Annotated in this window: 25 protein-coding genes; 7 read left to right on the forward strand and 18 right to left on the reverse strand. The window is 63.9% G+C overall.

The annotated features are described in order from the left end of the window. Nucleotides 1–18: 18 nt before the first annotated feature. The 7 genes from NH396_RS13010 to radC form a co-directional block, all read right to left on the reverse strand. Nucleotides 19–525, reverse strand: coding sequence for a thioesterase family protein (locus NH396_RS13010; RefSeq protein ID WP_253064190.1), 507 nt, complete (start codon nucleotides 523–525; stop codon nucleotides 19–21). Further along, complete coding sequence (locus NH396_RS13015) at nucleotides 522–878, reverse strand: DUF2007 domain-containing protein (protein WP_176678065.1); 357 nt, start codon at nucleotides 876–878, stop codon at nucleotides 522–524. Before NH396_RS13015 ends, NH396_RS13010 begins: the two co-directional genes overlap by 4 nt. 228 nt (nucleotides 879–1,106) lie before the next feature. Further along, nucleotides 1,107–2,297 carry a class I SAM-dependent rRNA methyltransferase gene (locus tag NH396_RS13020; RefSeq protein ID WP_253064192.1) on the reverse strand — a complete coding sequence of 397 codons (1,191 nt, stop codon included), beginning with the start codon at nucleotides 2,295–2,297 and terminating at the stop codon, nucleotides 1,107–1,109. A 130-nt stretch (nucleotides 2,298–2,427) separates the two neighbouring features. Next, on the reverse strand, nucleotides 2,428–3,243 hold the full coding sequence (gene mutM, locus NH396_RS13025) for a bifunctional DNA-formamidopyrimidine glycosylase/DNA-(apurinic or apyrimidinic site) lyase (RefSeq protein WP_253064193.1): 816 nt from the start codon (nucleotides 3,241–3,243) through the stop codon (nucleotides 2,428–2,430). Between the two features lie 156 nt (nucleotides 3,244–3,399). Further along, complete coding sequence (gene rpmG / locus NH396_RS13030) at nucleotides 3,400–3,555, reverse strand: 50S ribosomal protein L33 (RefSeq protein ID WP_016417370.1); 156 nt, start codon at nucleotides 3,553–3,555, stop codon at nucleotides 3,400–3,402. A gap of 92 nt (nucleotides 3,556–3,647) precedes the next feature. Then, complete coding sequence (rpmB, locus tag NH396_RS13035; RefSeq protein WP_176678068.1) at nucleotides 3,648–3,884, reverse strand: 50S ribosomal protein L28; 237 nt, start codon at nucleotides 3,882–3,884, stop codon at nucleotides 3,648–3,650. Nucleotides 3,885–4,326: 442 nt separating this feature from the next. Then, nucleotides 4,327–5,001: a DNA repair protein RadC gene (radC, locus tag NH396_RS13040; RefSeq protein ID WP_043336272.1), complete on the reverse strand. Its 675-nt coding sequence runs from the start codon at nucleotides 4,999–5,001 to the stop codon at nucleotides 4,327–4,329. Nucleotides 5,002–5,299: 298 nt separating this feature from the next. On the opposite strand from radC, the gene coaBC reads away from it, so the two are divergent. The 5 genes from coaBC (at nucleotide 5,300) to slmA (ending at nucleotide 10,533) form a co-directional block, all read left to right on the forward strand. Further along, complete coding sequence (coaBC, locus tag NH396_RS13045) at nucleotides 5,300–6,643, forward strand: bifunctional phosphopantothenoylcysteine decarboxylase/phosphopantothenate--cysteine ligase CoaBC (RefSeq protein ID WP_253064194.1); 1,344 nt, start codon at nucleotides 5,300–5,302, stop codon at nucleotides 6,641–6,643. Then, nucleotides 6,644–7,102, forward strand: coding sequence for a dUTP diphosphatase (gene dut, locus NH396_RS13050; RefSeq protein WP_043336274.1), 459 nt, complete (start codon nucleotides 6,644–6,646; stop codon nucleotides 7,100–7,102). It abuts the gene before it with no gap. 170 nt (nucleotides 7,103–7,272) lie between these two features. Next, nucleotides 7,273–8,655, forward strand: a complete 1,383-nt coding sequence (locus tag NH396_RS13055; protein WP_253064195.1) for a phosphomannomutase/phosphoglucomutase — start codon at nucleotides 7,273–7,275, stop codon at nucleotides 8,653–8,655. 230 nt (nucleotides 8,656–8,885) lie between these two features. Beyond that, the gene (argB, locus tag NH396_RS13060; protein ID WP_043336279.1) at nucleotides 8,886–9,803 is read left to right on the forward strand and encodes an acetylglutamate kinase; all 918 of its coding nucleotides are present in this window, start codon (nucleotides 8,886–8,888) and stop codon (nucleotides 9,801–9,803) included. Between the two features lie 112 nt (nucleotides 9,804–9,915). Beyond that, nucleotides 9,916–10,533, forward strand: a complete 618-nt coding sequence (gene slmA, locus NH396_RS13065) for a nucleoid occlusion factor SlmA (RefSeq protein ID WP_176678072.1) — start codon at nucleotides 9,916–9,918, stop codon at nucleotides 10,531–10,533. A 151-nt stretch (nucleotides 10,534–10,684) separates the two neighbouring features. Here slmA and NH396_RS13070 read toward each other — a convergent pair whose 3' ends face one another. The 5 genes from NH396_RS13070 to ftsY all read right to left on the reverse strand — a co-directional run bounded on the left by NH396_RS13070 (nucleotide 10,685) and on the right by ftsY (nucleotide 18,069). Then, entirely contained in the window at nucleotides 10,685–13,243 is a 2,559-nt protein-coding gene (locus NH396_RS13070) for an EAL domain-containing protein (RefSeq protein ID WP_253064196.1), read from the reverse strand. Between the two features lie 265 nt (nucleotides 13,244–13,508). Next, nucleotides 13,509–14,384 carry an RNA polymerase sigma factor RpoH gene (gene rpoH / locus NH396_RS13075; protein WP_253064197.1) on the reverse strand — a complete coding sequence of 292 codons (876 nt, stop codon included), beginning with the start codon at nucleotides 14,382–14,384 and terminating at the stop codon, nucleotides 13,509–13,511. Between the two features lie 258 nt (nucleotides 14,385–14,642). Beyond that, nucleotides 14,643–15,722, reverse strand: a complete 1,080-nt coding sequence (ftsX, locus tag NH396_RS13080) for a permease-like cell division protein FtsX (protein WP_253064198.1) — start codon at nucleotides 15,720–15,722, stop codon at nucleotides 14,643–14,645. Next, on the reverse strand, nucleotides 15,719–16,387 hold the full coding sequence (gene ftsE, locus NH396_RS13085; protein ID WP_253064199.1) for a cell division ATP-binding protein FtsE: 669 nt from the start codon (nucleotides 16,385–16,387) through the stop codon (nucleotides 15,719–15,721). The genes ftsX and ftsE overlap by 4 nt, the downstream gene beginning before the upstream one ends. Further along, a complete protein-coding gene (gene ftsY, locus NH396_RS13090) occupies nucleotides 16,384–18,069 on the reverse strand; it encodes a signal recognition particle-docking protein FtsY (RefSeq protein WP_253064200.1) in 1,686 nt (561 codons plus the stop codon). Before ftsY ends, ftsE begins: the two co-directional genes overlap by 4 nt. 106 nt (nucleotides 18,070–18,175) lie before the next feature. Between ftsY and rsmD the strand changes: the two genes are divergently transcribed. Together rsmD and NH396_RS13100 are read left to right on the forward strand one after the other, a co-directional pair. Further along, nucleotides 18,176–18,862 carry a 16S rRNA (guanine(966)-N(2))-methyltransferase RsmD gene (gene rsmD, locus NH396_RS13095; RefSeq protein ID WP_253064202.1) on the forward strand — a complete coding sequence of 229 codons (687 nt, stop codon included), beginning with the start codon at nucleotides 18,176–18,178 and terminating at the stop codon, nucleotides 18,860–18,862. Between the two features lie 182 nt (nucleotides 18,863–19,044). Beyond that, nucleotides 19,045–19,305, forward strand: a complete 261-nt coding sequence (locus NH396_RS13100) for a cell division protein ZapB (protein WP_253064204.1) — start codon at nucleotides 19,045–19,047, stop codon at nucleotides 19,303–19,305. A 154-nt stretch (nucleotides 19,306–19,459) separates the two neighbouring features. Here NH396_RS13100 and NH396_RS13105 read toward each other — a convergent pair whose 3' ends face one another. From NH396_RS13105 to prfB, 6 genes are all read right to left on the reverse strand, one after another. Next, nucleotides 19,460–19,963 carry a GNAT family N-acetyltransferase gene (locus tag NH396_RS13105; protein WP_253064206.1) on the reverse strand — a complete coding sequence of 168 codons (504 nt, stop codon included), beginning with the start codon at nucleotides 19,961–19,963 and terminating at the stop codon, nucleotides 19,460–19,462. Beyond that, nucleotides 19,960–20,931, reverse strand: coding sequence for a hypothetical protein (locus tag NH396_RS13110; RefSeq protein WP_253064208.1), 972 nt, complete (start codon nucleotides 20,929–20,931; stop codon nucleotides 19,960–19,962). Before NH396_RS13110 ends, NH396_RS13105 begins: the two co-directional genes overlap by 4 nt. 2 nt (nucleotides 20,932–20,933) lie before the next feature. Beyond that, a complete protein-coding gene (locus tag NH396_RS13115) occupies nucleotides 20,934–21,245 on the reverse strand; it encodes a BolA/IbaG family iron-sulfur metabolism protein (protein WP_043336297.1) in 312 nt (103 codons plus the stop codon). 205 nt (nucleotides 21,246–21,450) lie between these two features. Then, a complete protein-coding gene (locus NH396_RS13120; RefSeq protein WP_253064210.1) occupies nucleotides 21,451–21,834 on the reverse strand; it encodes a hypothetical protein in 384 nt (127 codons plus the stop codon). Nucleotides 21,835–22,201: 367 nt separating this feature from the next. Beyond that, on the reverse strand, nucleotides 22,202–23,740 hold the full coding sequence (gene lysS, locus NH396_RS13125) for a lysine--tRNA ligase (protein ID WP_253064212.1): 1,539 nt from the start codon (nucleotides 23,738–23,740) through the stop codon (nucleotides 22,202–22,204). Between the two features lie 164 nt (nucleotides 23,741–23,904). After that, nucleotides 23,905–25,003 (reverse strand): peptide chain release factor 2 gene (gene prfB / locus NH396_RS13130; protein ID WP_176678083.1). Its coding sequence is split into 2 segments (ribosomal slippage): nucleotides 23,905–24,927 and nucleotides 24,929–25,003, totalling 1,098 coding nucleotides; the frame shifts between segments, so codons are not numbered across the junction. Nucleotides 25,004–25,066: the final 63 nt, after the last annotated feature.

Below are 25,066 nucleotides of genomic sequence, written 5' to 3' on the forward strand. Positions count from 1 at the left end.
GCAGTGGAATGCGAGGAATCATCGCTGACTGGCAGTTTCCTCACTCACCAGCGCCGCCGAATAGCATTCACGATAGGCGCCGGGCATGCGTCGGGCCCGTCCACTCGAGAGCTCGATGCAGACAAAGCGCGTGCGCGCCTCCAGCAGCGTCTGGCCATCCGAGCAACGGCGCAACTGGAAACGACGCGTCAGACTCAAGCGACCATCGCAATCCACCAGCCAGGTCGCCAGCATCAGTGAATCGCCAAGTCGCGCACTGGCCAGATAGTCGATCTCGTGACGGTGGACCGCCATGCCGCGGTCCTGCTCACGGTAATGTGCCAGGCCAAGCCCCAACGCTTCGGAGTGTGCCCAGCTGATGTCCTCCAGCCAGCGCACATACTCGGCATTGTTGACGTGACCATAACCATCCAGCGCCTTCTTCTTCACGCTGATCGGCAACAGGAACGGGCGTGGCAGTGCCCAGCCGGGGGAATCTTGCGTCAACGGCGGCGAGTCGCTCGCCTTCGGGGTGCCTTTGCTCATGCCACGAACTCCGGGTCCTCATCGCGCGGGGGCGCCTGTGGTGCGGGCCGCTGCGGCGCACTTGCCCCACACGCCCAGCACTCGCTGAAGCTGCCCTCGAGACGTTCGCCACAGGCACACTGCCAGTCCGGCAGGACCGGCGCGGCCTCGATGCTCGCCAGCAGGCGGCGGGCATGCGCAAGGTCATGCTCTGCCACCCACAGCTGGGGCTCGCAGTCGAGCACGGGCAACTCACCCGCGGCCGAGCCGAGCAGGCGATTGCGCAGCTCACAGGGGATGCCCTCGCTTTCCAGCAGGTTCCGCCAGTGATCGAGCAGCACGAGATTGTGATGAGATGTCAGTCGTCTATACATGCCGTCAGACTATCAGAGTCCATGAGCCATGGACGATTAGTCAAAAGCGGGCTGCAGTCGATAGACAGGCCATAGCCGACACTCAAGCCACAACCGTCACCCAAGCCACAAGCGACTCACAAGCCACAAGCGACTCACAAGCCACAGACGACAACGCCGCCCCGAAGGGCGGCGTTGTCATCGATGCCGGATGGCACAGCCATCAGTCCTGATATCCGTCAGGCGTCATCAGTCGCGATAGACGCGCACACCGAGGGCCTTGAGGTAGGACGTCTCGGGGATGGACGGATGCACCGGGTGGTCACTGGCCTGATGGCCCTGGAAGATGACCTGACCATGGCGGTCCTGGTGACGCACGGCGCCACGTACCACATCCATCAGGCGCTCCGGCGCCAGATGCATGGAGCAGGAGCCGGACATCAGCAGACCGTCACGACCCAGCAGGCGCATGGCTTCACGGTTGAGGCGTGCGTAGGCGCGCTCGCCGTTGGTGATGTCCTTGCGCTTGCGGATGAAGGCGGGCGGATCCGCGATGATGACGTCGAACTGCTCACCTTCCGCACGCAGGGCCGAGAGGGCCTCGAAGACATCCGACTCCGCGATGGAAACGCGGCCCTCGACACCATTGAGCACGGCGTTGTCCGAAACATGCTCGAGCGCCGCGCCGGAAGCATCGACACACAGCACTTCGCTGGCGCCATGCGCCGCCGCCTGCACGCCCCAACCGCCGACGTAGCTGAACAGGTCCAGCACGCGCTTGCCTTCGACCTGACGGTTCAACCAGTCACGGTTGGCGCGGTGGTCGTAGAACCAGCCGGTCTTCTGGCCGTCGAGCACCGGCGCCGTGAACTGGACGCCGTTCTCCTCCAGCAGCACGCTTTCCGGCAGCTCGCCATAGACGACTTCGACGTTGCGCTCGAGCTGTTCCTGACGACGACCGCTGGAATCGTTCTTGAACACGATGGCTGTCGGCTTGACGACCTTGAGCAGCGCATCGACGATCACTTCCGCCAGACGCTCCATGCCGAAGGTATTGAGCTGACAGACCAGCACGTCGCCGAAGCGATCGACGATCAGGCCCGGCAGCAGGTCGCCTTCGCCGTGGACCAGACGATAGAACGGCTTGTCATAAAGGCTCTCGCGCAGCGACAGCGCCTGGTTGAAGCGGTGCACCAGCAGCGAGCGATCCAGACGCTGTTCCGGGTTGCGCGACACGATGCGCGCGCAGATCAGCGAGTTCGGGTTGACGTAGGCAACACCCATCGCTCGCCCATTGCTGGCCTCGATGATGGCCTGGGCGCCCGGCTCGAAGTTCTTGAGCGGCGTCGCGACGGTATCGACTTCATTGGAGTACAGCCACAGATGGCCGGCCTTGAGGCGGCGATCAGCATTCTTCTTCAGGCGCAGACGTTCAGTCACGGGAAATATCCAGAAAGCAGAGGAAGGGACAGGACGACGACAGGACGCGCCCGAACGGGCCTATTCTAGTCGTCATGGCGGCCCCGGTCACGGAGCCCCCGGTCAAGCAGTGGTCTGATGCGGCTCGCCGCTAGCGCTGACAATATGGGCAGAAGCAACTGGCGCGCTGGCCCAGCACCAGACTCATGATCTCGTGGCCGCATTCGCGGCATGGCTCGCCACCCCGCCCGTAGACGTTGAGGCGTTGCGCGAAGTAGCCCGGCTTGCCATCTCCGCCGACGAAGTCACGCAGCGTGGTGCCGCCCTGGGCGATCGCCGCGGCCAGCACGCTGCTGGCGGCGTTGGCGAGGCGCTCGCACTCCTCGCGCGTCACTTCACCGGCAGGACGGCGCGGGTCGACACCCGCCATGAACAGCGCTTCGCTTGCGTAGATATTGCCCACGCCCACCACATTGGCGTTGTCCATCAGAAACGGCTTGATCGCCACGCGGCGCTTGCGGGAGCGCGCAAAGAGGTGCTCGCCATCGAAGGCATCGGACAACGGCTCCGGCCCGAGTCGCACCAGGCGCTTATCGGCATGCGGGTCACCGCGTACGAAGTCGACGAAGCCGAAGCGACGTGGGTCGTGATAGCGCAGCACATGGCCGCTGCCGAGCACGACATCGACATGATCATGCGTGCGTGGCGGCGTGCCGATGGGCACCAGTCTGAGGCTACCGGACATGCCCAGGTGCCAGAGCAGATGGCCATCGGCGATCGGCAACAGCAGGTACTTGGCGCGACGCGCAAGCGTGCCGAAACGCTGACCCACCAGCCATTCGGCGAGCTCGCCGGGCACGGGGGTGCGCAGACGCGGCTGACGCACGATCACCTCGGTGACCTCCTGGCCCTCGACCAGCGGCGCGATACCGCGACGGGTCGTCTCGACTTCCGGTAATTCGGGCATGTTCTCTCCTCGACTGACCGCCAGACGCACAACAGGGTGACGACAGAAGCCGCCACCCTGTTGCAGGATGCCCATAACAGCGACATCCAGATACTCGAAAACCCGGTCAGGACCGGGTTTTCGAGGGTTCCGACAGCACGCTGGCGGGAGACAAGATCACTTGATCTTGGCTTCCTTGTACATCACGTGCTTGCGAACGACCGGATCGTACTTCTTGAATTCAAGCTTGTCCGGAGTGTTACGCTTGTTCTTGTCGGTGGTGTAGAAGTGGCCAGTACCGGCACTTGACACCAGCTTGATCTTGTCACGCATTTTCAGTTTCCTTCCACAGTCGCATTCACCGAGCGATTGAGAGCGTTGCCCTCGGCTCGGTTGCCATTGCTACAGGGGCTGTCTTCTAATGTTTAGAAGCGCTCGCCACGTGCAGTGAGGTCCTTGAGGACTTCGTCGATACCCTTCTTGTCGATGATGCGCATGCCCTTGGTAGAGACGCGCAGCTTGACGAAGCGCTGCTGGGATTCAACCCAGAAACGGTGGATGTGCAGGTTCGGCAGGAACCGGCGACGAGTCTTGCGCTGGGAGTGAGAAACATTGTTACCAGTCACCGGGCGCTTGCCGGTAACCTGACATACTTTGGACATTGGAGCCTCCAACCGCTGCGTTGGCTAAGTTGTTCAAAACCTGTCGGGCAAACCGGAAGTGGCAGGCGCCGCCTCATGCCCTGATTTCAAAGTGTTTACGTCCGTTCCGGAAGACAAGCTTTCGGGTGCTGGAACGTGCAGGCGCAGCATTTTACCCGAAGAGGAACGTGAAAGCACGTCCTATACGGATTTTTTTCGCCAGCACGCCCTTGCCCGAGGTGTCACATCGGTACAGACGCTTCTCAGCCAAACGCTTCACTCAGCCAATGTCGGCCAGAGTGGTCGCGAATTCTGTGGTGGGTGATACGGGAGGCGCAACATTACCACAACCAGTGCCCTGGTTTGCAATCCCTGCGCATTTCTCACGCCAGTGACGACCGCACCTGGCGGGGGCTGTGCCGTCATCGGGCACTCAGCGCCTCAGCCTCCTCGACACCCCCAACTAGAGCCAGCCGCGCTCGGCAAACGAGACCACCTCGCCGTCCCCGACCACGAAGTGATCCAGCACACGAATATCGAAAAGTCCCAGTGCCTCTTCCAGGCGCTGCGTGATGCGCCGGTCGGCCTCGCTGGGTTCCGCGACGCCAGAGGGATGGTTGTGAGCGAGAATCAGGGCGCCGGCATTGAGGGCCAGCGCCCGCTTGACCACTTCGCGAGGATAGACGGCGGCGGCGTCCAGCGTGCCGGTGAAGAGCGTCTCGAAGCGGATGACGCGATGCTGACTGTCGAGAAACAGCGCGGCGAACACCTCATGCGGCAGGTCGCGCAGATGCGAGGAAAGATAGCGCCGCACCAATAGGGGCGATGTCAGGGCGGCCCCGCGCATCAACAGGCTCTCCAGATGGCGACGCGACAGCTCAAGCGAAGCCTGCAGCTGCACATACTTGGCGTCACCCAGTCCGCGCGCTGCGCAGAAGTCCTGCTGGGTTGCCTCCAGCAACGGCCTGAGACCGCCGAAGGTGTTCAGCAGGTCGCGCGCCAGATCCACCGCCGAACGCCCTTTTATACCCACGCGCAGAAAGATGGCCAGCAGCTCGGCATCTGACAAGGCCCCTGCCCCTGACGACAACAGCTTCTCACGCGGACGCTCTCCGACCGGCCACTCTCGAATCCCCATGCACTCTTCTCCCATCCCCTGTCGCCCGAATGGCTGACAGTCCAAAGCATGAGAAGAGTGGTCACACGCGGTCTCTTTCGCCATCGTGAGCATCAACGCTTGCCGCCCTGCGGGCCTGTGTCTGATCCCTGCATGCCATCAGATGACAGCCCCGCCCCATGAAGCGAGCGCTCGCATGGACCAAAGCGACACTCGGCGTCGCGGGCCAGTGGCGCTACGCAAGGTTGCATCACGGTGATATGGTAGAGGGCAAACGCGCGAGCGTAGCAATCGACGCATCAGGGACGCAGGACACACCATGCATTCACTCGCCGGAAGGCGCATTCTGCTGGGCATCAGTGGCGGCATCGCGGCCTACAAGGCCGCTCTGATCACCCGCCTGTTGAAAAAGGCGGGCTGTGAGGTGCGCATCGCCATGACCGAAGGAGCTCAAGCCTTCATTACACCGCTGACCTTGCAGGCGTTGTCGGGCAATCCGGTGCACACCTCCCTGCTGGACCCCGAAGCCGAGGCCGGCATGGGGCATATCGAGCTGGCCCGCTGGGCGGAGGTCATCCTGATCGCGCCCGCCACCGCCGACCTGATGGCCCGCCTGGTGCATGGCCATGCCGATGATCTGCTCACTACCCTGTGCCTGGCCAACAGCGCGCGCTGGGTGATGGCCCCGGCGATGAATCAGGCCATGTGGGCGCACCCCGCCACCCAGCGCAATGCCCGTCAGCTCAGTGCCGATGGCTGGACGCTGCTCGGCCCAGCCAGCGGCGAACAGGCCTGTGGCGACGTGGGCGCGGGCCGCATGCTGGAGCCGGAAGAGATCGTCGCGGCGCTGGCCGACCTCATGAGCCAGAGCAACCCCGGCCGCCAGAGCAATGAGATGTCATTGTCGGCCGCAGGCCTGACGGTGACCATCACCGCCGGCCCGACCCGCGAGCCACTGGACCCGGTGCGCTACCTGAGCAATCACAGCTCCGGCAAGATGGGCTATGCGCTGGCCGCCGAGGCCGCGGCGCTGGGCGCCAGCGTGCGCCTGATCAGTGGCCCGGTGGCACTGACGACCCCGACTGGCGTCGAGCGCATCGATGTCGAATCCGCGCTGGACATGCAGGCCGCCGCCGAGGCGGCCGCCGGCGAGAGCGACCTCTTCATCGGCTGCGCGGCAGTCGCCGACTTCCGCCCGGCCACGGTCGCCGACCATAAGCTCAAGAAACAGTCAGGCGAGGAGCAGATGCAGGTCACGCTGACCCGCAATCCGGATATCATCGCCGGTATCGCCGCCCAGACGCAGGCACGCCGTGCCGCCGGTCAGCGGGCGCCACTGGTGATCGGCTTCGCCGCCGAGACCCGCGATGTGCTGCGCTATGCACGCGACAAGCTCGCGCGTAAACAGCTCGACATGATCGTCGCCAATGATGTGAGCACGCCGGGCCTTGGCTTCGGCAGCGACAGCAATGCCGCCACCCTGCTGTGGCAACCGCTCGATCAGAACACGCAACACGAACAGGCCATCGCGGCCTGTCCCAAGACGGAACTGGCGCGCGCGATTCTGAAGCGCGCCCTGGCACTCCATCAGCACAGGGTCAGCCTCGACCCTGCCATCCAGACCGTTACACCGACTGTCACCGACGACCAGGAAGCACCTTAGATGACCCGCCCCCGGCTCGAACTCAAGATTCTCGACGAGCGCGTTCGCGATTACCCGCTGCCGCATCACGCCACTCCCGGCAGCGCTGGCATGGACCTGCGCGCACTGCTCGACGCGCCGCTGACCTTGGCACCGGGCGCCTGTGAGCTGGTGCGCACCGGACTGGCGATCCATATCGCCGACCCCGCACTGGCCGGCATGATCCTCCCGCGCTCCGGCCTGGGGCACAAACACGGCATCGTGCTGGGCAATCTGGTCGGCCTGATCGATTCCGACTACCAAGGCGAACTGATGATCTCGGTCTGGAACCGCGGCGAAAGCGAGTTCGTGCTGGAACCCGGCGAGCGTCTGGCACAGTACGTGCTAGTGCCAGTGGTACAGGCGGAACTGGTGGAAGTCTCCGAATTCGAGGCCAGCCAGCGCGGCGAAGGCGGCTTCGGCCACTCCGGTCGCCACTGATTGCCCCGCCATGCCACAGGGCAGCCGGCGGCAGGCTCGCACCGGCAGCCGGGCTTCCGGTCACAAGGAAGCCATGCAGGTTTTCACACTGATCGTCATGCAGCGATAGCGTTCGAGACGCATGACGCCTCAAGCGACTTCACGATTGATTCAACCGACAGGGATGCACCATGAGTCAGGTACCCGCTTCAATTTTCCGCGCCTACGATATCCGTGGCATCGTGGATGAGACCCTCACCGAAGACGGCGTGCGCGCCATCGGCCAATCCATCGGCAGCGAAGCCGCGGCACGCGGTGAATCCACCGTCGTGGTCGCGCGTGACGGCCGTCTCTCCGGCCCGCGCCTGTCCAAGGCGCTGATCGCGGGCCTGCGCGATGCCGGCCGTGATGTCGTCGACATCGGCATGGTGCCGACACCGGTGCTCTACTACGCCACCAATATCCTGGAAGGCACACGCTCCGGCGTGATGCTGACCGGCAGCCACAACCCGGCCAACTACAACGGCCTGAAGATCGTGCTGGCCGGCGAGACCCTGTCCGGCGACACCATCACCGACCTCTATCGTCGCCTGCAGGAAGGCGATCTGGCACAAGGCGAAGGCAGCCTGCGTGAAGAGGACGTGCGTGAGCGCTATCTGGAGCAGATCACCGGTGATGTGGTCGTCAAGCGTCCGCTCAAGGCCGTGGTCGATTGCGGCAACGGCGTGGCCGGCGAGCTGGGCCCGGAGCTGATCCGCCGCCTGGGCGTCGACACCGTGCCGCTGTTCGACGAGATCGACGGCAACTTCCCGAATCACCACCCGGACCCGGGCAAGCCGGAAAACCTGCAGGATCTGATCAAGACCATGCAGGAAACCGGCGCGGACATCGGTCTGGCCTTCGATGGTGACGGCGACCGCCTCGGCGTCGTGACGCCCAAGGGCGAGATTCTCTACCCGGACCGCCTGATGATGGCGCTGTCGGAAGACCTGATCGAGCGCGTGCCGGGCGCGCGCATCATCTTTGACGTCAAGTGCACCGGCAATCTGGCGACCGTGATCGAGAAGGCCGGCGGCACACCGGAAATGTGGCGCACCGGCCACTCGCTGATCAAGGCACGCATGAAGGAAACCGGCGCGGCACTGGCCGGCGAGATGAGCGGCCACATCTTCTTCAAGGAACGCTGGTTCGGCTTCGATGACGGCATCTACGGCGCTGCACGTCTGCTGGAAATCCTCGCCAAGCAGGATGTCGATGCCGACACCTTCTTCGCCCGTTTCCCGCAGGACCTCGGCACCCCCGAGATCAATGTGGAAGTGACCGACGAGAACAAGTTCGCTATCGTCGAGCGACTGGCCAGTGAAGGCGACTTCGGCAGCGATGGTGTCAAGACAACGCTGGACGGCATTCGTGTCGACTACGCCGATGGCTGGGGCCTGTGCCGCGCCTCCAACACCACGCCGATGCTGGTACTGCGCTTCGAAGGCAAGTCGGAAGCCGCACTGGAGCGCATCAAGGACAGCTTCCGCGCTGCGCTCAAGCAGGCCGAGCCGAGCCTTCAGGCACCGTTCTGATCCCGCATAGGCTCGCCATCGACAGGATGGCATGAGTCGCAACGGGGCGGCGGTCTGCCGCTTGATCGCCGCCCTCTCCTTGCCAGGCACTGCAGCCGCTCCTCCGGGCGCATCAGGTGTCTGAAGCAACCGATTTGCATGACAGCGCGCACCGCGCGTGCTGAAAGACCGTTTCGAGTGACAGTGTCCGGACTCTCTTTCCGGACCATTTTCTGTGGAGTGATACGCTGATGAGCCACGCCAACCGCGACCCGCATCAGGTGGTCGAGGTCCTGTCCGAAGCCCTGCCCTACATCCAGCAGTTCTCGGGCAAGACCGTGGTGGTCAAGTACGGCGGCAACGCCATGACCGAAGAAGCCTTGATCGACTCCTTCGCTCGCGACATGGTGTTGATGAAGGAAGTCGGCATCAATCCGGTGGTCGTGCATGGCGGCGGCCCGCAGATCGGCGCACTGCTCGAGAAGCTGAACATCGAATCACGCTTCGTCGATGGCATGCGCGTCACGGACTCCGAGACCATGGACGTGGTCGAGATGGTGCTGGGCGGCCTGGTCAACAAGGGCATCGTCAACCTGATCAACCAGAGTGGCGGCAAGGCCATCGGCCTGACCGGCAAGGACAGTGGCCAGATTCGTGCCCGTCAGCTCAAGGTCAGCGGCCAGACACCGGGCATGAATGCCTCTGAAATCATCGACATTGGTCATGTCGGTGAAGTCGAGCATGTCTCCACGGACCTGATCGAACTGCTGACGCGCAACGATTTCATTCCCGTCATCGCGCCCATCGGGGTCGATGCCGAGGGCCGCAGCTACAATATCAATGCCGACCTGGTCGCCGGCAAGGTCGCCGAGGCACTGGGCGCGGAGAAATTGATGCTGCTGACCAACGTGGCTGGCCTGATGAACGCACAAGGCGAAGTCATGACCGGCCTGACCACCGAGGCGGTGGATGGCCTGATCGAGGATGGCACCATCTACGGTGGCATGCTGCCCAAGATCAGCTGTGCACTGGACGCCGTGAAGCAAGGTGTGCGCAGCGCCCACATCATCGACGGCCGCGTGCCACATGCGACCCTGCTGGAAATCTTCACCAATGCCGGGGTCGGCACGTTGATCAGCAACGCGGAAGCAGACACTGACAAGGCGTAAGGTGACAAGCCGGGGCTCGGCCCCGGTGTTTCGCGCGAGGCAAGCGACATGCCTCAGGACACGGACCCGCCCGTAGCACACTGCTGCAGGCCGCGATAAACGACAAGATTCCATGACGCAGGCGAATCCAAAACAATCACGTCGCGAACAGATCCTCCAGGCACTCGCTCTGATGCTGGAAGAGGACAGCGGCAAACGCATCACGACTGCAGCACTGGCACGACAGGTCGGTGTCTCGGAGGCGGCGCTCTATCGTCACTTCCCCAGCAAGGCACGCATGTTCGAAGGACTGATCGAATTCATCGAGAGCACGCTGTTCGAGCGTATCGCGCTGATCATTCAGGACAACGACACCGCGCATGCCAGGGTGCATCACATCCTGAGCCTGCTGCTGGGCTTTGCCGAGAAGAACCCGGGGCTATGTCGCCTCCTCAACGGTGATGCCCTCACCGGCGAGACGGCACGCCTGCGCACGCGCATGGCGCAGCTGTTCGAGCGTCTCGAGACGCAGATCAAGCAGGTGCTGCGCGAAGCCGAACCTCGCGAAGGACTGCGACCGGCCATCACCGTCACGGCAGCGGCCAACCTGCTGATGGCGTGTGCGGAAGGCCGCATCGCCCAGTATGTGCGCAGCGACTATCGCAAGCGCCCGACCGAGCACTGGGAAGACCAGTGGCAGCTGCTGAGCCGCGACCTGCTGCTGAGCAGTCAGGAGCGCATTGCCGTCTGAGGGTCTTGCCCCGCGCGCATGCACCGCACCAAAAAGAACGCCCCGCCTGCAGTCATTGCAGGCGGGGCGTTTTTGCTGGGTCAGGCCTTCTCATGTCACCACCGGGTGGGGTGGGATGGAGTGGGGGGGGGCGGACTTCACGGACAGCGCCTCAGGCGTTGACGCTGAAGCGCTCCAGTATGGCCTCGGCGGACATCGGCCGCGCCAGCAGGTAGCCCTGATAGGTGTCGCAGCCCAGTCGCTTGAGCTCCTCGAACTGCACGTCCGTCTCGACTCCCTCGGCGACGATCTCATGGCCCAGCGAGTGCCCCAGGCTGATCACGGCGCCGACCAGCTGGATAGCCTGCTGATTGGGACAGCGGATACCGCCGTCAGAGCCGGCGACCGCATCCATCTTCATCACGAAGCTGCGGTCGACCTTGAGCACATCCAGCGGCAGGAATGACAGATAGGACAGCGACGAATAGCCCTGCCCGAAGTCATCCAGCGCCACACGCACGCCCAGCTCGCGCAGCGCGCCGAGCACGGCAAGCCCCCCTTCCATGTCCTGGATCAGCAGCGTCTCGGTCACCTCGACTTCCAGCCGCGTCGGCGACAGCTTCTGGCTTTCCAGCACGCCGAAGACTTCGTTCTCGTAGCCCGAGGTCAGCTGGCGCGCCGACAGATTGACCGCCATGCGCGGCATGTGAAGGCCGGCGTCCTGCCAGCGCACCATCTGGGCACAGGCCTCCTCGAGCACGAAACGCCCGAGACGGAAGATCAGGCCGGTCTCCTCGGCCAGCGGAATGAACTGGGCTGGCGAGATCATGCCCAGCTCCGGATGCTGCCAGCGCAGCAGCGCCTCGACACCCTGCAGTTCACCGTGGCTATCCAGCTGCGGCTGGTAATGCAGATAGAGCTGCTCGCTGCCGATGGCCTGACGCAGGTCCTGTTCCAGCGTCATGCGCGACGCGACATGCTTGTCCAGCGACGACTCCCAGCACAGCGCATGATCGCCGCGCGACTTGGCGTGATAGAGCGCCACATCGGCATTCAGCATCAGCGCCTGGGCATCGCCATTGGTCTCGGACAGCACATAGCCTGCCGTCAGACTGATGATCAGCGGGCGACCCAGAATCGTAAAGGGACGCTCGACCTTCTGCTGGATCTCCTCCACTACCTGCGCCGGATCATCATTGCCATGCGGCAGGTAGAGGCCGAACTCATCGGCCCCCAGGCGCGCCACCAGACCGCCCGGTGGCAGCAGACGACGCAGACGCTCGCCAACCGCGACCAGCAGCTGGTCACCCGCCTCATGGCCCAGGCCATCGTTGACGGTCGAGAAACGGTCGATATCGGCGTAGATCATCAAGCCACCCGCCGTGACGCGCTCGTCGGCCGCTGCCATGAAGGCCTTGCGGTTATAGAGCCCCGTCAGGGCATCATGGCGCGCCAGAAAATCGAGCTGACGCTCGGATTCCTTGTGCGCACTGATGTCCAGCAGCAGGCCTTCCCAGTAGCGCACGCCATCCTCGCTATCGATCATCACGCTGCGGTCCAGCACCCAACGCTCATGGTCGGCGATGATGCGGAAGACCTGCTCATGGCGCATCTGCGCGCACATCGCCCAGTGGCGGGCGGCGCTGACGGACTGACGGTCTTCCTGATGGATCAGCTCGGTCAGGGTGATGCCGGCGCCGACCAGTGATTCGGCCGAGCGACCGAACAGCTCGGCCGAGCCGTTGCTGATGAAGGTCAGCACTCCAGTATTGACCTCGATGCGATATACCACGCCCGGCAGGTTATCCATCAACGTCACCAGAGTGCGAGAACGCGCCGTCATCGACTCGAGCGCGCCCTCAAGCTCATCGTGGCGCTCAGCGCGCTTGCGCTCGGCACGCGCCACCATGACCACCAGCACGACCAGGAAGATGCCGCCGAGCAGCATGCCGAACCAGATACGATTCCACCACAGCCACCACAGGCTGGAGATCGGCTGACTCACGACGCTGAACAGCTTGAGCGGTGCGATAAAGCTGCCCGCCGCCATGCGCGGCCGGCCGTCGAAGCCCGGCACATGGTAGCGGCGCACACCACGCTCGGAGATGTACTTGCCCATGTTGGCCATCGAGGACAACGGCAGCTTGCCGGTCACGCCCAGCGCATGCTCCTGGGGGCTCGAGAACAGCAGCAGACCGTTGGTGGAGAACAGGCGCAGGCGCTGCCCATCATCGGAATTAGGGTTGGCCAGCAGACTACGTGACTCGGAGAAATCCAGGCAGCCGATCAGCAGCCAGGACATGCCGTCGATATCCATGTGACGGTAGAACGGCAAGCCCGGCTGACCGGACGCCAGCGGCAGTGCGGAGCCGAACAGCAGGCTGCTGCGTCCGGGCAGCGCCTGGGCTTCCGGCTGGGTCAGCTGCCAGCTGCAACTGCGCCCCACGCCGATCTGACGCAGGCTACTGCCGCGGTAATCGGCAAACGGCACCACCATCAGCGAGACCAGAGAGGGATGACGGCCCAGCGCGCTATCCAGCGAGCCACGCCATAGCTCCTTGCCTTCACTGCCCAACACGCGCTCCAGCACCATCATCTCGCGCGAGACATTGGCGATCAGCTGCTCGGTGGAGATATGCAACTGGGTATCCAGCAGCTCCAGGCGGCGCATTTCCTGTTCACGCACGTCAAACCATTGGCTGGCCAGAAACAGGCCACCCAATACCACCATCAAGGCCGCATTGAGCCCAAAGATTCGCCACAGCGAATGTGTGCTATTGACGTGCGAGGAAATCGGGTCCACAGGGTCACCAGTAGAAATGCTTCATGACTTAGTGTGACAGAATGAAACATTATGTTGCACTGTTCAACCAATAACGACGGATGCCTCGCGATCCACTCTCCCTCAACGAAAAGCCCCGCCGGGAAACCCGGCGGGGCTTTTCACGTGACAGCGAGCCTGAAAATCGCGGGCTCATATCATGAGGTCATAAAGCTCAGGCAGCGAAGCCTTCGCTCATGTCACCCATCGATTCACGCAGCTTCTTCATCGCGTTCTTCTCGAGCTGACGGATACGCTCGGCAGAGACGCCATAGATGTCAGCAAGCTCGTGCAGAGTCGACTTGTTGTCGCTCAGCCAACGCTGCTGGAGGATGTCGCGTGAGCGCTCATCCAGTGCCGCCAGCGCCTTGAGCAGACGACCGTGGGAGTCGTCTTCCAGATCCTGTTGTTCCACCTGGGCAGCCGGATCGAGGCTGTGATCTTCCAGATAGTTGACCGGCGCCTGATAGGCAGAGCTCTCGTCGTCGCTGGGGCCGGCGTCGAAGCCTGCATCGTGGGCGGAGAGACGGCTTTCCATCTCACGCACCACGGCAGGTTTGACATCCAGATCACCCGCGATGGCATCCACTTCATCGTTGTTCAACCAGGCGAGGCGCTTCTTGGCGCCACGCAGGTTGAAGAACAGCTTGCGCTGAGCCTTGGTGGTCGCGACCTTCACGATGCGCCAGTTGCGCAACACGAACTCGTGAATCTCGGCCTTGATCCAATGCACGGCAAAGGAGACGAGGCGTACGCCCTGATGCGGGTCGAAACGCTTGACCGCCTTCATCAGGCCGACGTTACCTTCCTGGATCAGGTCCGCCTGCTGCAAGCCATAGCCGCTGTAGCTGCGCGCGATATGCACGACGAAGCGCAGGTGCGACATGACGAGTCGACGGGCCGACTCCAGATGATTCTCTTCATGCAACCGCAGGGCCAGCTCATGCTCTTCTTCGGCAGTAAGCACAGCGATACGGTTCACCGACTGAATATAGCCGTTTAGATCTTGACCCGGTGACAGGTGGCCAAGTGGCTGAAGACTGGTGCTCATAGTGCAGATGTCTCCATGGTTGCCTAACACGCATGCAAGTAGTGAGACTGTGAAGGTTGGGACAGGTTCCCGTCAATAGCTGTACATGGCGTGTACAATTGTCATGACGAGTAGCACTTCGTAACGCTGTCGGGTGTGTGGTGCGTTTAACCACCCACCAGCCCCCTTCACTGACGCCCGACGTGAATGTTGTCAGAACGTAACTGTTGACCTTCCTGGGCAGAAATACTGGCTGAAAACCGCGAAAAACAATCGGAATCAGCGCGGAGAAATACTCGCCAGATGACGTCCGACCGCGATCCAGGCCCCTATCCAGCCCAATATTGTACTCGAAAACAGCAGCGTGGCACCCCCTGCAATGCCCAGCGCGGGCAACACATAGTTGCCGCCATAACTTTGTACAAGGGCCGTCACGGGTGCCGCCAGCCAGTTGCCGCCAAGCGCCAGGATCCCGCAGGCCAGCAGCCCCCCTCCCAGACCGTACCAGGCACCGCTGTAGAGGAAGGGACGCCGCACGAAGGCGTGGGTCGCCCCGATCAGCGTCACGACCTCGATCTCCTGGCGGCGACTCTCCACGGACAGGCGGATGGTATTGCCCACCACCAGCAATACGCCCAGCCCGAAGAGTAACGCGAGACCCAGCGTCACTTTCTGACCCAACTCACCCAATTGGCGCAGACGCTCGAGCCAGGCCAGATCCAGGCGTGCGCTGGCGACACCCGGCTCGCCTTCGAGACGCGTGGCCAGAGCACGCACAGACTCCGGCGTGGTGTCCAGCGGCGTGATGACGATGCTGGCCGGCAAGGGGTTGTCATCCAGCAGGCTCAGTGAGCGCTTGAGGTCCAGCGCCTGGGCGAATTCCTGCATGCCCTCGGCGGCGGTGATCAGACGCACTCCTCCGACACCGGCAGCGTCGCGCAGCGAGTCCGACAGCGTCAGCGCCTGGCTCTCATCGACCGAGGTTTCAAGATAGAGGGTGAGCTGAGCGCTGTCATTGAGTTCATTGTCGAGCAGACGCGCGCTGTCCAGTGCCAGCCACAGCGCCGCCGGCAACGTCAGTGCGATGGCGATGGCCAGCATGGTCAGCAGGCTGGCGATGGGCGCGACCAGCAGGCGGCGTGCGCTGTCGCGCGCCATGGCAGCGTGATGACGCAGCCAGCTGCGGTAGCGGCTCTCGACCGAGACACGACTGGAGCGCGCCCCCTTGCGCGCAGCACGCTCGGTGGCCTCCGGTGATTCAGGTGCCTGCGCGGCGGCCTTGCGGGTACGCGTCTCGGCGCGGGACTGGGCACGCTCGCGTGAAGAAGGAGAATCGTTGCGGGAACGCGGGGGACTCATCGGGCATCCTTGTCGGCGATCAGACGACCATCGGACAGCTCCAGCGTGCGATGGTGCAGGCGGGCGATCAGCGCCAGATCGTGACTGGCAATCATCACCGTGGTACCGATGCGATTGAAGTCCTCGAACAGACGCATGATGTCGGCGGACAGTGCCGGGTCCAGATTGCCGGTCGGTTCATCGGCCAGCAGCAGCGCGGGCTTGTTGACCACGGCACGCGCGATGCCGACCCGCTGCTGCTCACCACCGGACAGCTCGATCGGCAGCGCCTTCTCACGATGCAGCAGACCGACCTTGTCGAGCGCCGCTCGCACCCGCCGCGCCTGTTCACGCGGCGGGACCCCCTGGATCATCAGCGGCAGGGCCACGTTGTGGAAGATGTTGCGGTCACTCAGCAGCTGGTGGTCCTGGAAGACCACGCCGATCTGGCGGCGGTAATATGGCACCTGGGAGGTATGCAGCCGCCCGATATCGTGCCCCGCCACCAGAATGCGCCCACGCGAGGGGCGCTCGAGGAGCATGATCAGCTTGAGCAACGAGCTCTTGCCGGCACCGGAATGGCCTGTCAGAAAGACCATCTCGCTACGCTCGACCCTGAAGTCGAGCCCGGCCAGTGCATCGAAGCGCCCTCCATAGCGCTTGCCGACATGCTCGAAGGCAATCATGCCTCGCGCGACTCGGCGTTGGCCTCTTCGCTTGCCTCATCGCCAGCGCGTGCAAACAGGGCACTGACGAAGTCATCAGCCGCGAAGGGACGCAGGTCATCAACACCTTCCCCGACACCGATATAGCGGATCGGCAGATTGAGCTGCTTGGCCAACGCGAAGATGATGCCGCCCTTGGCGGTCCCATCCAGCTTGGTCAGCGTCAGGCCCGTGATGTTGACTGCTTCATGGAAGGTGGAGGCCTGTGACAGCGCGTTCTGGCCGGTACCGGCATCCAGCACCAGCATCACCTCGTGGGGCGCGGACACATCCAGCTTGGCCATCACGCGCTGCACCTTCTTGAGCTCTTCCATCAGATGGCCCTTGTTGTGCAGGCGGCCCGCGGTATCGGCGATCAGGATATCGACGTTACGCGCCTTGGCGGCTTCCAGGGCGTCATAGATGACCGAGGCACTGTCGGCACCGGTATGCTGAGCGATGACCGGCACCTTGTTGCGCTCGCCCCAGACCTTGAGCTGCTCCACCGCCGCGGCACGGAAGGTATCGCCCGCAGCCAGCATCACGCTGCGACCCTGGCTCTGATAGCGCTTGGCCAGCTTGCCGATGGTGGTAGTCTTGCCGACGCCGTTGACGCCGATCATCAGGATCACGAAGGGACCGCTGCCCTTGGCCGGCAGCTCCAGGTCCTTGGCGACCGGCGCCAGCATCACGCGCAGTTCTTCCTGCAGCGCTTCGTAGAGCGCCTGCGGCTCCTTCAATTCCTTGCGCGAGATGCGCGCGGTCAGGTTGTCGATGATCTCGGTGGTCGCCTCGATGCCCACGTCTGCCATCAGCAGCTGGGTCTCGAGGTCTTCCATCAACTCATCATCGATCTGCTTCTTGCCGAGGAACAGGCTGGCGACGCCCTCGGTCAGATTGGCGCGTGTCTTGCCAAGACCGGCCTTGATGCGCGCGAAGAAGCCACGACGTGGCTTTTCGCGTCCGTCGCGGGCCGTGTCACGCGCCTCGTCGTCCTCGACCACGGCGCCTGCGCCAGCGGCGGCAGCCTCGGCGGCACGTGCTTCTTCTTCCTGGCGAGCCTGTTCCAGCGCGGCCTGCTCTTCGGCCTCGATGGCGGCCAGCTGCGCGGCGGCCTGACGCTCTTCTTCCTCGCGAGCCGCGATACGCGCCTCTTCGGCACGCGCTTCACTGGCGGCTTCTTCCGCACGGGCCTGAGCGGCCTGTTCGGCAGCGATGCGCTCGGACTCTGCCTGGGCGGCCTGCTCGGCAGCCAGACGTTCCGCCTCTTCCCGGGCGGCCTTTTCAGCGGCGACGCGTTCTGCAGCGGCCTGCTCATGGGCGATGCGCTCGGCTTCGTCTCGGGCGGCCTGTTCCTGCACGATGCGCTCGGCTTCGGCCTTGGCGGCCTGGTCGGCAGCCGCCTGCTCAGAGGCGCGGCGCTCGGCTTCAGCTTCGGCCTGCTGATCTTCGAGCTTCTGAGCCTCGGCCCGAGCCGCCTCTTCACCGGCAAGGCGCTCTGCCTCTACCTTCTCGGCCTCGAGCCGCGCTGCCTGCTCGGCATCGGCTGGCTCGTGGGGCGTGGCGTCTTGTGTCTGTTCAAGAGCCTGTTGCTCGAGGGCCTGCTGCTCGGAGGCTTTCTGCTCCTGAGCCTTGTGTTTCTTGCGCTTGAAAAAACCGAACATGGCGAGACAGTCCTGAACTCGTGAAAGTGGCGTCATCCTACCATCCCTTCGGGGCTGAAGGTACGCACCGCGCGGCATCCGGCGTCGCACATGCTAGACTCGCGGCATGAAAAAACGCGCATCCTCCCAAGGCCCCGCACGGGGCAAATCCAACGCGCCCTCGCGCGCTGACAAGCAGCACGGCAAGCAGAGCGGCAAGCGTGGCCAGGCCGCCGGCGGGCCAGGTCGCCTGCGCATCATCGGCGGGCGCTTCAAGCGCCGCCTGCTCAACGTGATCGACGCACCGGGCCTGCGCCCGACGCCCGACCGCGTGCGTGAGACGCTCTACAACTGGCTGGGCTTTCATGTCGGCGGCGCCCGCGTGCTTGACCTCTATGCCGGCAGCGGCGCGCTGGGCCTCGAGGCGCTGTCGCGTGAGGCGGCGCATGTCACCTTCGTGGAACGCGACAGCCGCGTCGCGCGTGCGCTCGAGGCCAATCTCGCGACCCTCGCCAACGGCGACAGCCTGCCAACGCAGGTGGTGACCGGCGATGTCCTGCACTGGCTCGAGACGGCCACTCCCGCCGCGGGCGGCATGGACCTGGTGCTGCTCGATCCGCCCTTCCGGCTCGAGCTGGCCGCCGCGAGCTGCGCACTGCTCGAAGCGCATGGCTGGCTGAGCGATGACGCCATGATCTATCTGGAAGTGGAATCCGGCCTCGACCCCGTGGTGCCCGCCAACTGGCAGCTGCACCGGGAAAGCCGTGCCGGCGACAGTCATGGCCGCCTGTATCGGCGCCATCCGCCCGCCTGAGCCACCTTCCCACTTGTGTCGACTCAGGCGGCGTCGTAGTCTGCCTGCAGGCGGGTATCGCTGCGCCATCCGGCAAGGATTCCCGACATGGCCGATATTCATCGCACCAGCATTTACCGCATACCTTTACCGCCCTCAACGAACCCCCTCGGGCCACGATCGTGACTCGACAAGGAGATAGCATGAGCACCGAACTCTTTACCCAACTTGAGCAGAAAGTCGGCCAGGCCATCGACAGCATCGAGATGCTGAAGATGGAAGTCGAAGAGCTGAAGGAAGAGAACCAGCGCCTGAACGAAACCAAGGGCAGCCAGGGCGAAGAACTGGAACAACTGCGTCAGGCCAATGCTCGCCTGCAGGAAGAGCGTGACCAGTGGGCGAGCCGTCTGGAAGGACTGATCGCACGCTTCAGCGAGACCGAGAGCGAAACCCAGAGCGCCTGAGGCCCCTGCGCGGCCTGAGCGCAGGCCCACGTGAACATGCATTCTTGATCAATGACTCTTGAACAGGAGCGCTTGAACAAGAGTTTATGAGCAGGGCCTCATGAAGACGCCGCCGACAGGAGACTGTCGGCGGCGTCTTCATGTCGGCGGGCTTTCACGTCAGCGGCAGCGACATTAGCCAGGCATCCTCACGCCCACCCTCCGCCAGCGGGTAGTAGCCCTTGCGCACTCCATCCCGAGTGAAACCGGCCTTCGCATAGAGGGTTGCGGCGGCGGCATTGCTGGCGCGCACCTCCAGCAGCAGGCGCTCAAGCCCCGAGTCACGCTGCCAGTCACGTGCCTGCGCGATGGCGGCGGCCAAAAGGCGTGCACCGACGCCCTGCCCGCGCTGCGCGGCGTGTACGGTGATCGCCTCGATCTCGGCCTCGAAGGGCCCGCGCGCCAGCACCACGAAGCCGATCAGCTCTGCAGTCGGCGACTCGCCGGCCTGCCACCGGGCGCCCAGCACGCAGCGCGCGTCATCGTTGAGCACATCGATCAGCTGTGACTGGCTCAGGCCATGTGCCTGGCTGGCCTCGATGGCCTCAAGCGCCGTCAGAGTCGCTTGATCATCGGCCAGCTCACGCAGCTCGAGACGCCGGGGAACTGACCCGCTCATGAGGCGTCCATCTGCGGCGATGCCGCCTGCCACTCGCGTCCCCAGCGGATCAACAGCGGCCACAGTTTGCGCTTGGCCTCACTGGAGCGCGCCAGCGCCGACAACGCCGGCCCCTGCCAGACCGGCAGATTCAGCAGACTGGAGGTCGCCTCGCCGCGCTCGGAAGCGGTGATGCCAAGCACCTCGTGCAGCGTCTGGCTTGCCTCATCACTACCGAAGATCAACAGCCTCTCCGGCTGCCAACCACGACGCGCCGGGCCACTCAGGAAGGCATGCAACCCTTCGCGGGCTTCCTCAAGTGGCGCACTGGCCTTGAGGTTGGGCAACAGCGGCCAGCGGAAGTGGCTGAAGGTGAGCCCTGATGCCGTCTCAATACCGGCGGCGCGCCACAACGCCTTGAGCAAGGCTTCCCCTTCCAGATGCGGTGCCTCGTCACCGGGCAGCAGGATCAACCAGCGCCCTTCCAGCGCCGCCAGCTGAACGCTGAAACGCAGTGGCGGCTTGTCTGCCGCTGGCGGTGTCACAGCCTCATCTGCTGCCGGAGCCTCTGCCGGGACCTGCGTCGGCGGCGTGCCCCACGAGGCGGTGCTGCTGGTCTCGGCAGCGCCGGGCGTCGGCGAGGCAGCCGCAGCGGGGGCTTCGACCGCCGCCGGCGCCATGCCCAGCAAGGCGCGTGCACTCGAAGCCGGAGAAGGCCCTGCCGGGCGTGGCACAGCGCTGCCGGCCATGCCGCCAGCCTGAGCGGAGGGGGCATGACTGGCATCCGCCGTCTGGTGGGCAGCAGGCGGACGCGGCGCCTCATCGATCAGCGCGTGCAGGCGCGCCTGGGGCGCGACCGCCTCCGCCGCTTGCGGCTCGGGCCAGTCACACGCCTGGGTGGGCAAGGCATTGGGCAGCTGATAGCGACCGACCCAGGCGGTCAGTCCCATCGCGTCCAGATATTGCAGGCGTTGCGGTTCAGGGGTCATGGTCAGTGCTTGCCGCCGCCCAGACAGTTGGGGGAATCCGGAATCTCGCCGCCGCGTGCCGCCCACTCCTGCGCGGTGTACAGGTGCAGTGCCAGTGCGTGCACCGGGCCATCCAGCTCTTCGCTGAGCAAGGCATACAGCTGCTGGTGACGCTTGACCCGCGACAGGCCGCTGAAGCGATCGCTGACCAGCGTGACCTTGAAGTGGGTCTCGGAGTTGGCCGGCACGCTATGCATATGGCTCTCATTGACGACTTCGACCATCAACGGGTCAAGCGTCGCGAGCTTGGTGTCTATCTGGGTCTGGATGCTCATGCGCAATCTCCTTGAAGGGGGGAAGCCGCACGACGGACATGCGGAAAATTGAGGGTGACGATGCGATCGCCACAACGCAAATGGCCTCGGGCATTTTGCCCGAGGCCATTGTAGCGTCTGTCGCCATCACTGACAGTCATTGCTGGCGGCGCTCGCTGACAGCGCTTGCGGAAAGTGCGGCGACGGCGGCCATCATGCCGAAGAGTCAGTCAAGATCGGCCAGCAACTCGTCATCGACTTCGCTGACTTCCAGCGGTGCCTCGTCGTCCAGGTCGACCGCCAGATAGCTGTGCTCGACGGTCAGGAAGCGCTCGAAGAGTGCCTTGTCCATCGGCTCCGGCCAATGGCGGGTGTCTTCTTCCCAGGCACGCAGCTCGCTTTCCAGCACGTCCAGCCAGCGCTCGGTGACGAAGCCATCCAGTGCCTCACGCGTGTCCATCTCGGGAATCAGGTAGACGGTGCTCTCCTGATTGACATCCTCCAGCGCCAGATCCTCACCTCCCTCGCCTTCGGATTCCAGCGAGTTGATCCAGTCGACAAACGCCTGGGTCGGCTTGACGCTCAGGGCGGAACGGTTAAGCAGCTTCATTCTGCACTCTCCAGGACATTCAGGGACAATTCCGAGACAGGACACACCGTGGATGGCAGCGCCGCTCATGAAGCAGGCACGCGATGCGGGTGAGCCTCGAGGTGTCCAGCGCGTCACTCTGGCAGTGCCAGGGCGCCAGCAGACTGGACGCCGACCATTATGGCCGCTCGCGGGCAACAAAGCCAAGCGCCACCTTGCCTCATCGGCACCGATCATGCCCCGCGAGGCACTCGCCATCAGCCATTCGTGTGAGGCAGAGACCACAACGCCCCCGATCAGGGATCGGAGGCGTTGTGGGTGCCCTCAGCGTGGCCTGTCACGATGGCGCGTCACGCCGACACATCATGTGGGGCTGGTGGCCTGCTGCTCAGCCCTGCAGCGGACGCATGGCCGGGAACAGCAGCACGTCGCGGATGGAGGCGCTGTCGGTCAGCAGCATCACCAGACGGTCGATGCCGATGCCTTCACCGGCGGTCGGCGGCATACCGTATTCCAGCGCGCGCACGTAGTCGGCGTCGTAGAACATGGCTTCGTCATCACCGGCGTCCTTCTCGGCCACCTGGGCCTGGAAGCGCTCGGCCTGATCTTCGGCGTCGTTGAGCTCCGAGAAGCCATTGGCGATCTCGCGGCCACCGACGAAGAACTCGAAGCGATCGGTCACGTGCGGGTTGGCATCGTTGCGGCGCGCCAGCGGGCTGACTTCGGCCGGATATTCGGTGATGAAGGTCGGCTGGTCGAGACGGTGCTCGGCGACGGCTTCGAAGATCTCGGTCTCGAGCTTGCCCAGACCCCAGATCGGCTTGACCTGGATACCCAGACGCTCCGCCGTGGCGCGGGCGGCGTCGTAATCTGCCAGATCAGCTTCGGTGATGCCATCGCCGTACTTGATGATCGACTCGCGCATGGTCATCTGGATGAACGGCTGGCTCAGGTCGTACTCGCTGCCCTGACAGGTGATCTGCGTGGTGCCGAGCACTTCCTGGGCCGCGGTGCGGATCATGTCTTCGGTGAGCGCGATCAGGTCACGGTAGTCGGCGTAGGCCCAGTAGAACTCGAGCATGGTGAACTCGGGGTTGTGACGCGTCGACAGCCCTTCGTTGCGGAAGTTGCGGTTGATCTCGAATACGCGCTCGAAGCCACCCACCACCAGACGCTTGAGGTAAAGCTCCGGCGCGATGCGCAGGTACATTTCCATGTCCAGCGCGTTGTGGTGCGTGATGAACGGACGTGCGGTCGCACCACCCGGGATCTGCTGCAGCATCGGCGTCTCGACTTCCATGAAGCCGCGATCGCTGAGGAAGCGACGGATGGAGGCGACGATGCCGGCACGCAGCGCGAAGGTACGGCGTGACTGCTCGTTCATGATCAGGTCGACATAACGCTGGCGATAGCGCATTTCCTGATCGGACAGACCGTGGAACTTGTCCGGCAGCGGACGCAGGTTCTTGGTCATCAGCTGGGCGCTTTCGATCATGACGTACAGATCGCCCTTGCCGGATTTGTGCACCGGGCCACTGGCACCGACGATGTCACCGATATCCCAGCTCTTGATGTCCTCGAGCAGCGCTTCCGGCAGGCCCTTCTTGTCGACGTAGAGCTGAATCTGGCCGGAGACTTCCTGCAGCACGATGAAGGGGCCACGTTTGCGCATGATACGCCCGGCGACGGCGGCCTTGCGGTCCAGCGTCTCCAGCTCGGCCTTGTCCTTCTCGCCCAGCTCTTCCATCAGGTCAGCGGCGAGGCTGTCACGACGGAAATCATTCGGGAAGGCACTCTTGCCTTCGGCGGCGGCCTGCTCGCGGCGGGCGTTCAGCTTGGCGCGACGTTCGGCGATCAGACGGTTCTCTTCCTGAGCCTGTTCGGCGGCCTGCTGCTCATCAATGGCGGGGGTCTGCTCTGTCGACATGGAGGGGCCTGTCTCGTGTCAAAGGGTCATGGCCTGGGCCACGACAGATCATGGTCAGCCTGACGATTGTGACCATCAGGGCTGACCGCGATACGGGGATTCATGGCCTCCGCCGGCGAGACCGGCGGAGGCGAATAGGCGCTGGGCCGCGAGGGGACTCGCGCTCAGAGCCCCATCTTGAGGCTGGCGACGATGAAGTCATCGAGGTCGCCGTCGAGCACCTTGTCACAGTTGCTCGACTGGACGCTGGTCCGCAGGTCCTTGATGCGCTGGTCATCGAGGACGTAGGAGCGGATCTGGCTGCCCCAGCCGATATCGGACTTGGAGTCCTCGAGTTCCTGCTTGGCGGCGTTGCGCTTCTGCATCTCGGCTTCGTAGATACGCGCCTTCAGCATCTTCATGGCGCGGTCACGGTTGGAGTGCTGGCTACGCTCGGTCTGGCAGGCCGCCACGATGCCTGTCGGCACGTGGGTGATACGTACCGCGGAGTCGGTGGTATTGACGTGCTGACCACCGGCGCCGGAGGAGCGATAGGTATCGGTGCGCAGGTCGGCCGGGTTGATGTCGATCTCGATGTTGTCATCGATTTCCGGCGACACGAACACGGACGCGAACGAGGTGTGACGACGGCCGCCGGAGTCGAAGGGACTCTTGCGGACCAGACGGTGCACGCCAAGCTCGGTGCGCAACCACCCGAAGGCGTATTCGCCCTGGATGTGGATGGTGGCGGACTTGATGCCGGCGACTTCACCGGCGCTCGCCTCGACGATCTCGGTCTTGAAACCGTGATGCTCGGCCCAGCGCAGGTACATGCGCAGCAACATGTTGCCCCAGTCCTGTGCCTCGGTGCCGCCGGAGCCAGCCTGGATGTCGAGGTAGGCGTTGTTGGCGTCCATTTCACCGGAGAACATGCGACGGAACTCGAGCTTCTCGAGACTGGCCTTGAGCTGGTCAAGTTCGCGGACGACTTCGTCCACGGTGCCTTCGTCTTCTTCTTCGACCGCCATTTCCAGCAGGTCGGAGCAGTCGGACAGACCGTTGCTCATGTCGTCGAGGGTCTTGACGACCAGCTCCAGCGACGCACGTTCCTTGCCGAGCTTCTGCGCGTAGTCCGGGTCATTCCAGACATCCGGATTCTCGAGCTCGCGAGTGACTTCCTCTAGCCGATCCTGCTTTTCGGCATAGTCAAAGGTACCCCCTCAGGACTTCTGCCCTTTCGGACAGGTCCTTGATGAGGTTGGTGATCGGATTGATCTCTTGCATGGTCGTCCTGTCTTGAGGCGATGATGCGTGAATGGGTGCGCGGCGATACTGTCGCAAGCGACG

The sequence above is a fragment of the Cobetia sp. Dlab-2-AX genome (assembly GCF_024124625.1).
Taxonomy (GTDB): Bacteria; Pseudomonadota; Gammaproteobacteria; order Pseudomonadales; family Halomonadaceae; genus Cobetia.

What these genes read in the sequence shown, in the direction of transcription:
- NH396_RS13010 (WP_253064190.1), bottom strand. Translation starts at nt 525, where the DNA reads ATGAGCAAAGGCACCCCGAAGGCGAGCGACTCGCCGCCGTTGACGCAA.
- NH396_RS13015 (WP_176678065.1), bottom strand. Translation starts at nt 878, where the DNA reads ATGTATAGACGACTGACATCTCATCACAATCTCGTGCTGCTCGATCAC.
- mutM (WP_253064193.1), bottom strand. Translation starts at nt 3,243, where the DNA reads ATGCCCGAATTACCGGAAGTCGAGACGACCCGTCGCGGTATCGCGCCG.
- rpmG (WP_016417370.1), bottom strand. Translation starts at nt 3,555, where the DNA reads ATGCGTGACAAGATCAAGCTGGTGTCAAGTGCCGGTACTGGCCACTTC.
- rpmB (WP_176678068.1), bottom strand. Translation starts at nt 3,884, where the DNA reads ATGTCCAAAGTATGTCAGGTTACCGGCAAGCGCCCGGTGACTGGTAAC.
- radC (WP_043336272.1), bottom strand. Translation starts at nt 5,001, where the DNA reads ATGGGGATTCGAGAGTGGCCGGTCGGAGAGCGTCCGCGTGAGAAGCTG.
- coaBC (WP_253064194.1), top strand. Translation starts at nt 5,300, where the DNA reads ATGCATTCACTCGCCGGAAGGCGCATTCTGCTGGGCATCAGTGGCGGC.
- dut (WP_043336274.1), top strand. Translation starts at nt 6,644, where the DNA reads ATGACCCGCCCCCGGCTCGAACTCAAGATTCTCGACGAGCGCGTTCGC.
- NH396_RS13055 (WP_253064195.1), top strand. Translation starts at nt 7,273, where the DNA reads ATGAGTCAGGTACCCGCTTCAATTTTCCGCGCCTACGATATCCGTGGC.
- argB (WP_043336279.1), top strand. Translation starts at nt 8,886, where the DNA reads ATGAGCCACGCCAACCGCGACCCGCATCAGGTGGTCGAGGTCCTGTCC.
- slmA (WP_176678072.1), top strand. Translation starts at nt 9,916, where the DNA reads ATGACGCAGGCGAATCCAAAACAATCACGTCGCGAACAGATCCTCCAG.
- NH396_RS13070 (WP_253064196.1), bottom strand. Translation starts at nt 13,243, where the DNA reads ATGGTGGTATTGGGTGGCCTGTTTCTGGCCAGCCAATGGTTTGACGTG.
- rpoH (WP_253064197.1), bottom strand. Translation starts at nt 14,384, where the DNA reads ATGAGCACCAGTCTTCAGCCACTTGGCCACCTGTCACCGGGTCAAGAT.
- ftsX (WP_253064198.1), bottom strand. Translation starts at nt 15,722, where the DNA reads ATGAGTCCCCCGCGTTCCCGCAACGATTCTCCTTCTTCACGCGAGCGT.
- ftsE (WP_253064199.1), bottom strand. Translation starts at nt 16,387, where the DNA reads ATGATTGCCTTCGAGCATGTCGGCAAGCGCTATGGAGGGCGCTTCGAT.
- ftsY (WP_253064200.1), bottom strand. Translation starts at nt 18,069, where the DNA reads ATGTTCGGTTTTTTCAAGCGCAAGAAACACAAGGCTCAGGAGCAGAAA.
- rsmD (WP_253064202.1), top strand. Translation starts at nt 18,176, where the DNA reads ATGAAAAAACGCGCATCCTCCCAAGGCCCCGCACGGGGCAAATCCAAC.
- NH396_RS13100 (WP_253064204.1), top strand. Translation starts at nt 19,045, where the DNA reads ATGAGCACCGAACTCTTTACCCAACTTGAGCAGAAAGTCGGCCAGGCC.
- NH396_RS13105 (WP_253064206.1), bottom strand. Translation starts at nt 19,963, where the DNA reads ATGAGCGGGTCAGTTCCCCGGCGTCTCGAGCTGCGTGAGCTGGCCGAT.
- NH396_RS13110 (WP_253064208.1), bottom strand. Translation starts at nt 20,931, where the DNA reads ATGACCCCTGAACCGCAACGCCTGCAATATCTGGACGCGATGGGACTG.
- NH396_RS13115 (WP_043336297.1), bottom strand. Translation starts at nt 21,245, where the DNA reads ATGAGCATCCAGACCCAGATAGACACCAAGCTCGCGACGCTTGACCCG.
- NH396_RS13120 (WP_253064210.1), bottom strand. Translation starts at nt 21,834, where the DNA reads ATGAAGCTGCTTAACCGTTCCGCCCTGAGCGTCAAGCCGACCCAGGCG.
- lysS (WP_253064212.1), bottom strand. Translation starts at nt 23,740, where the DNA reads ATGTCGACAGAGCAGACCCCCGCCATTGATGAGCAGCAGGCCGCCGAA.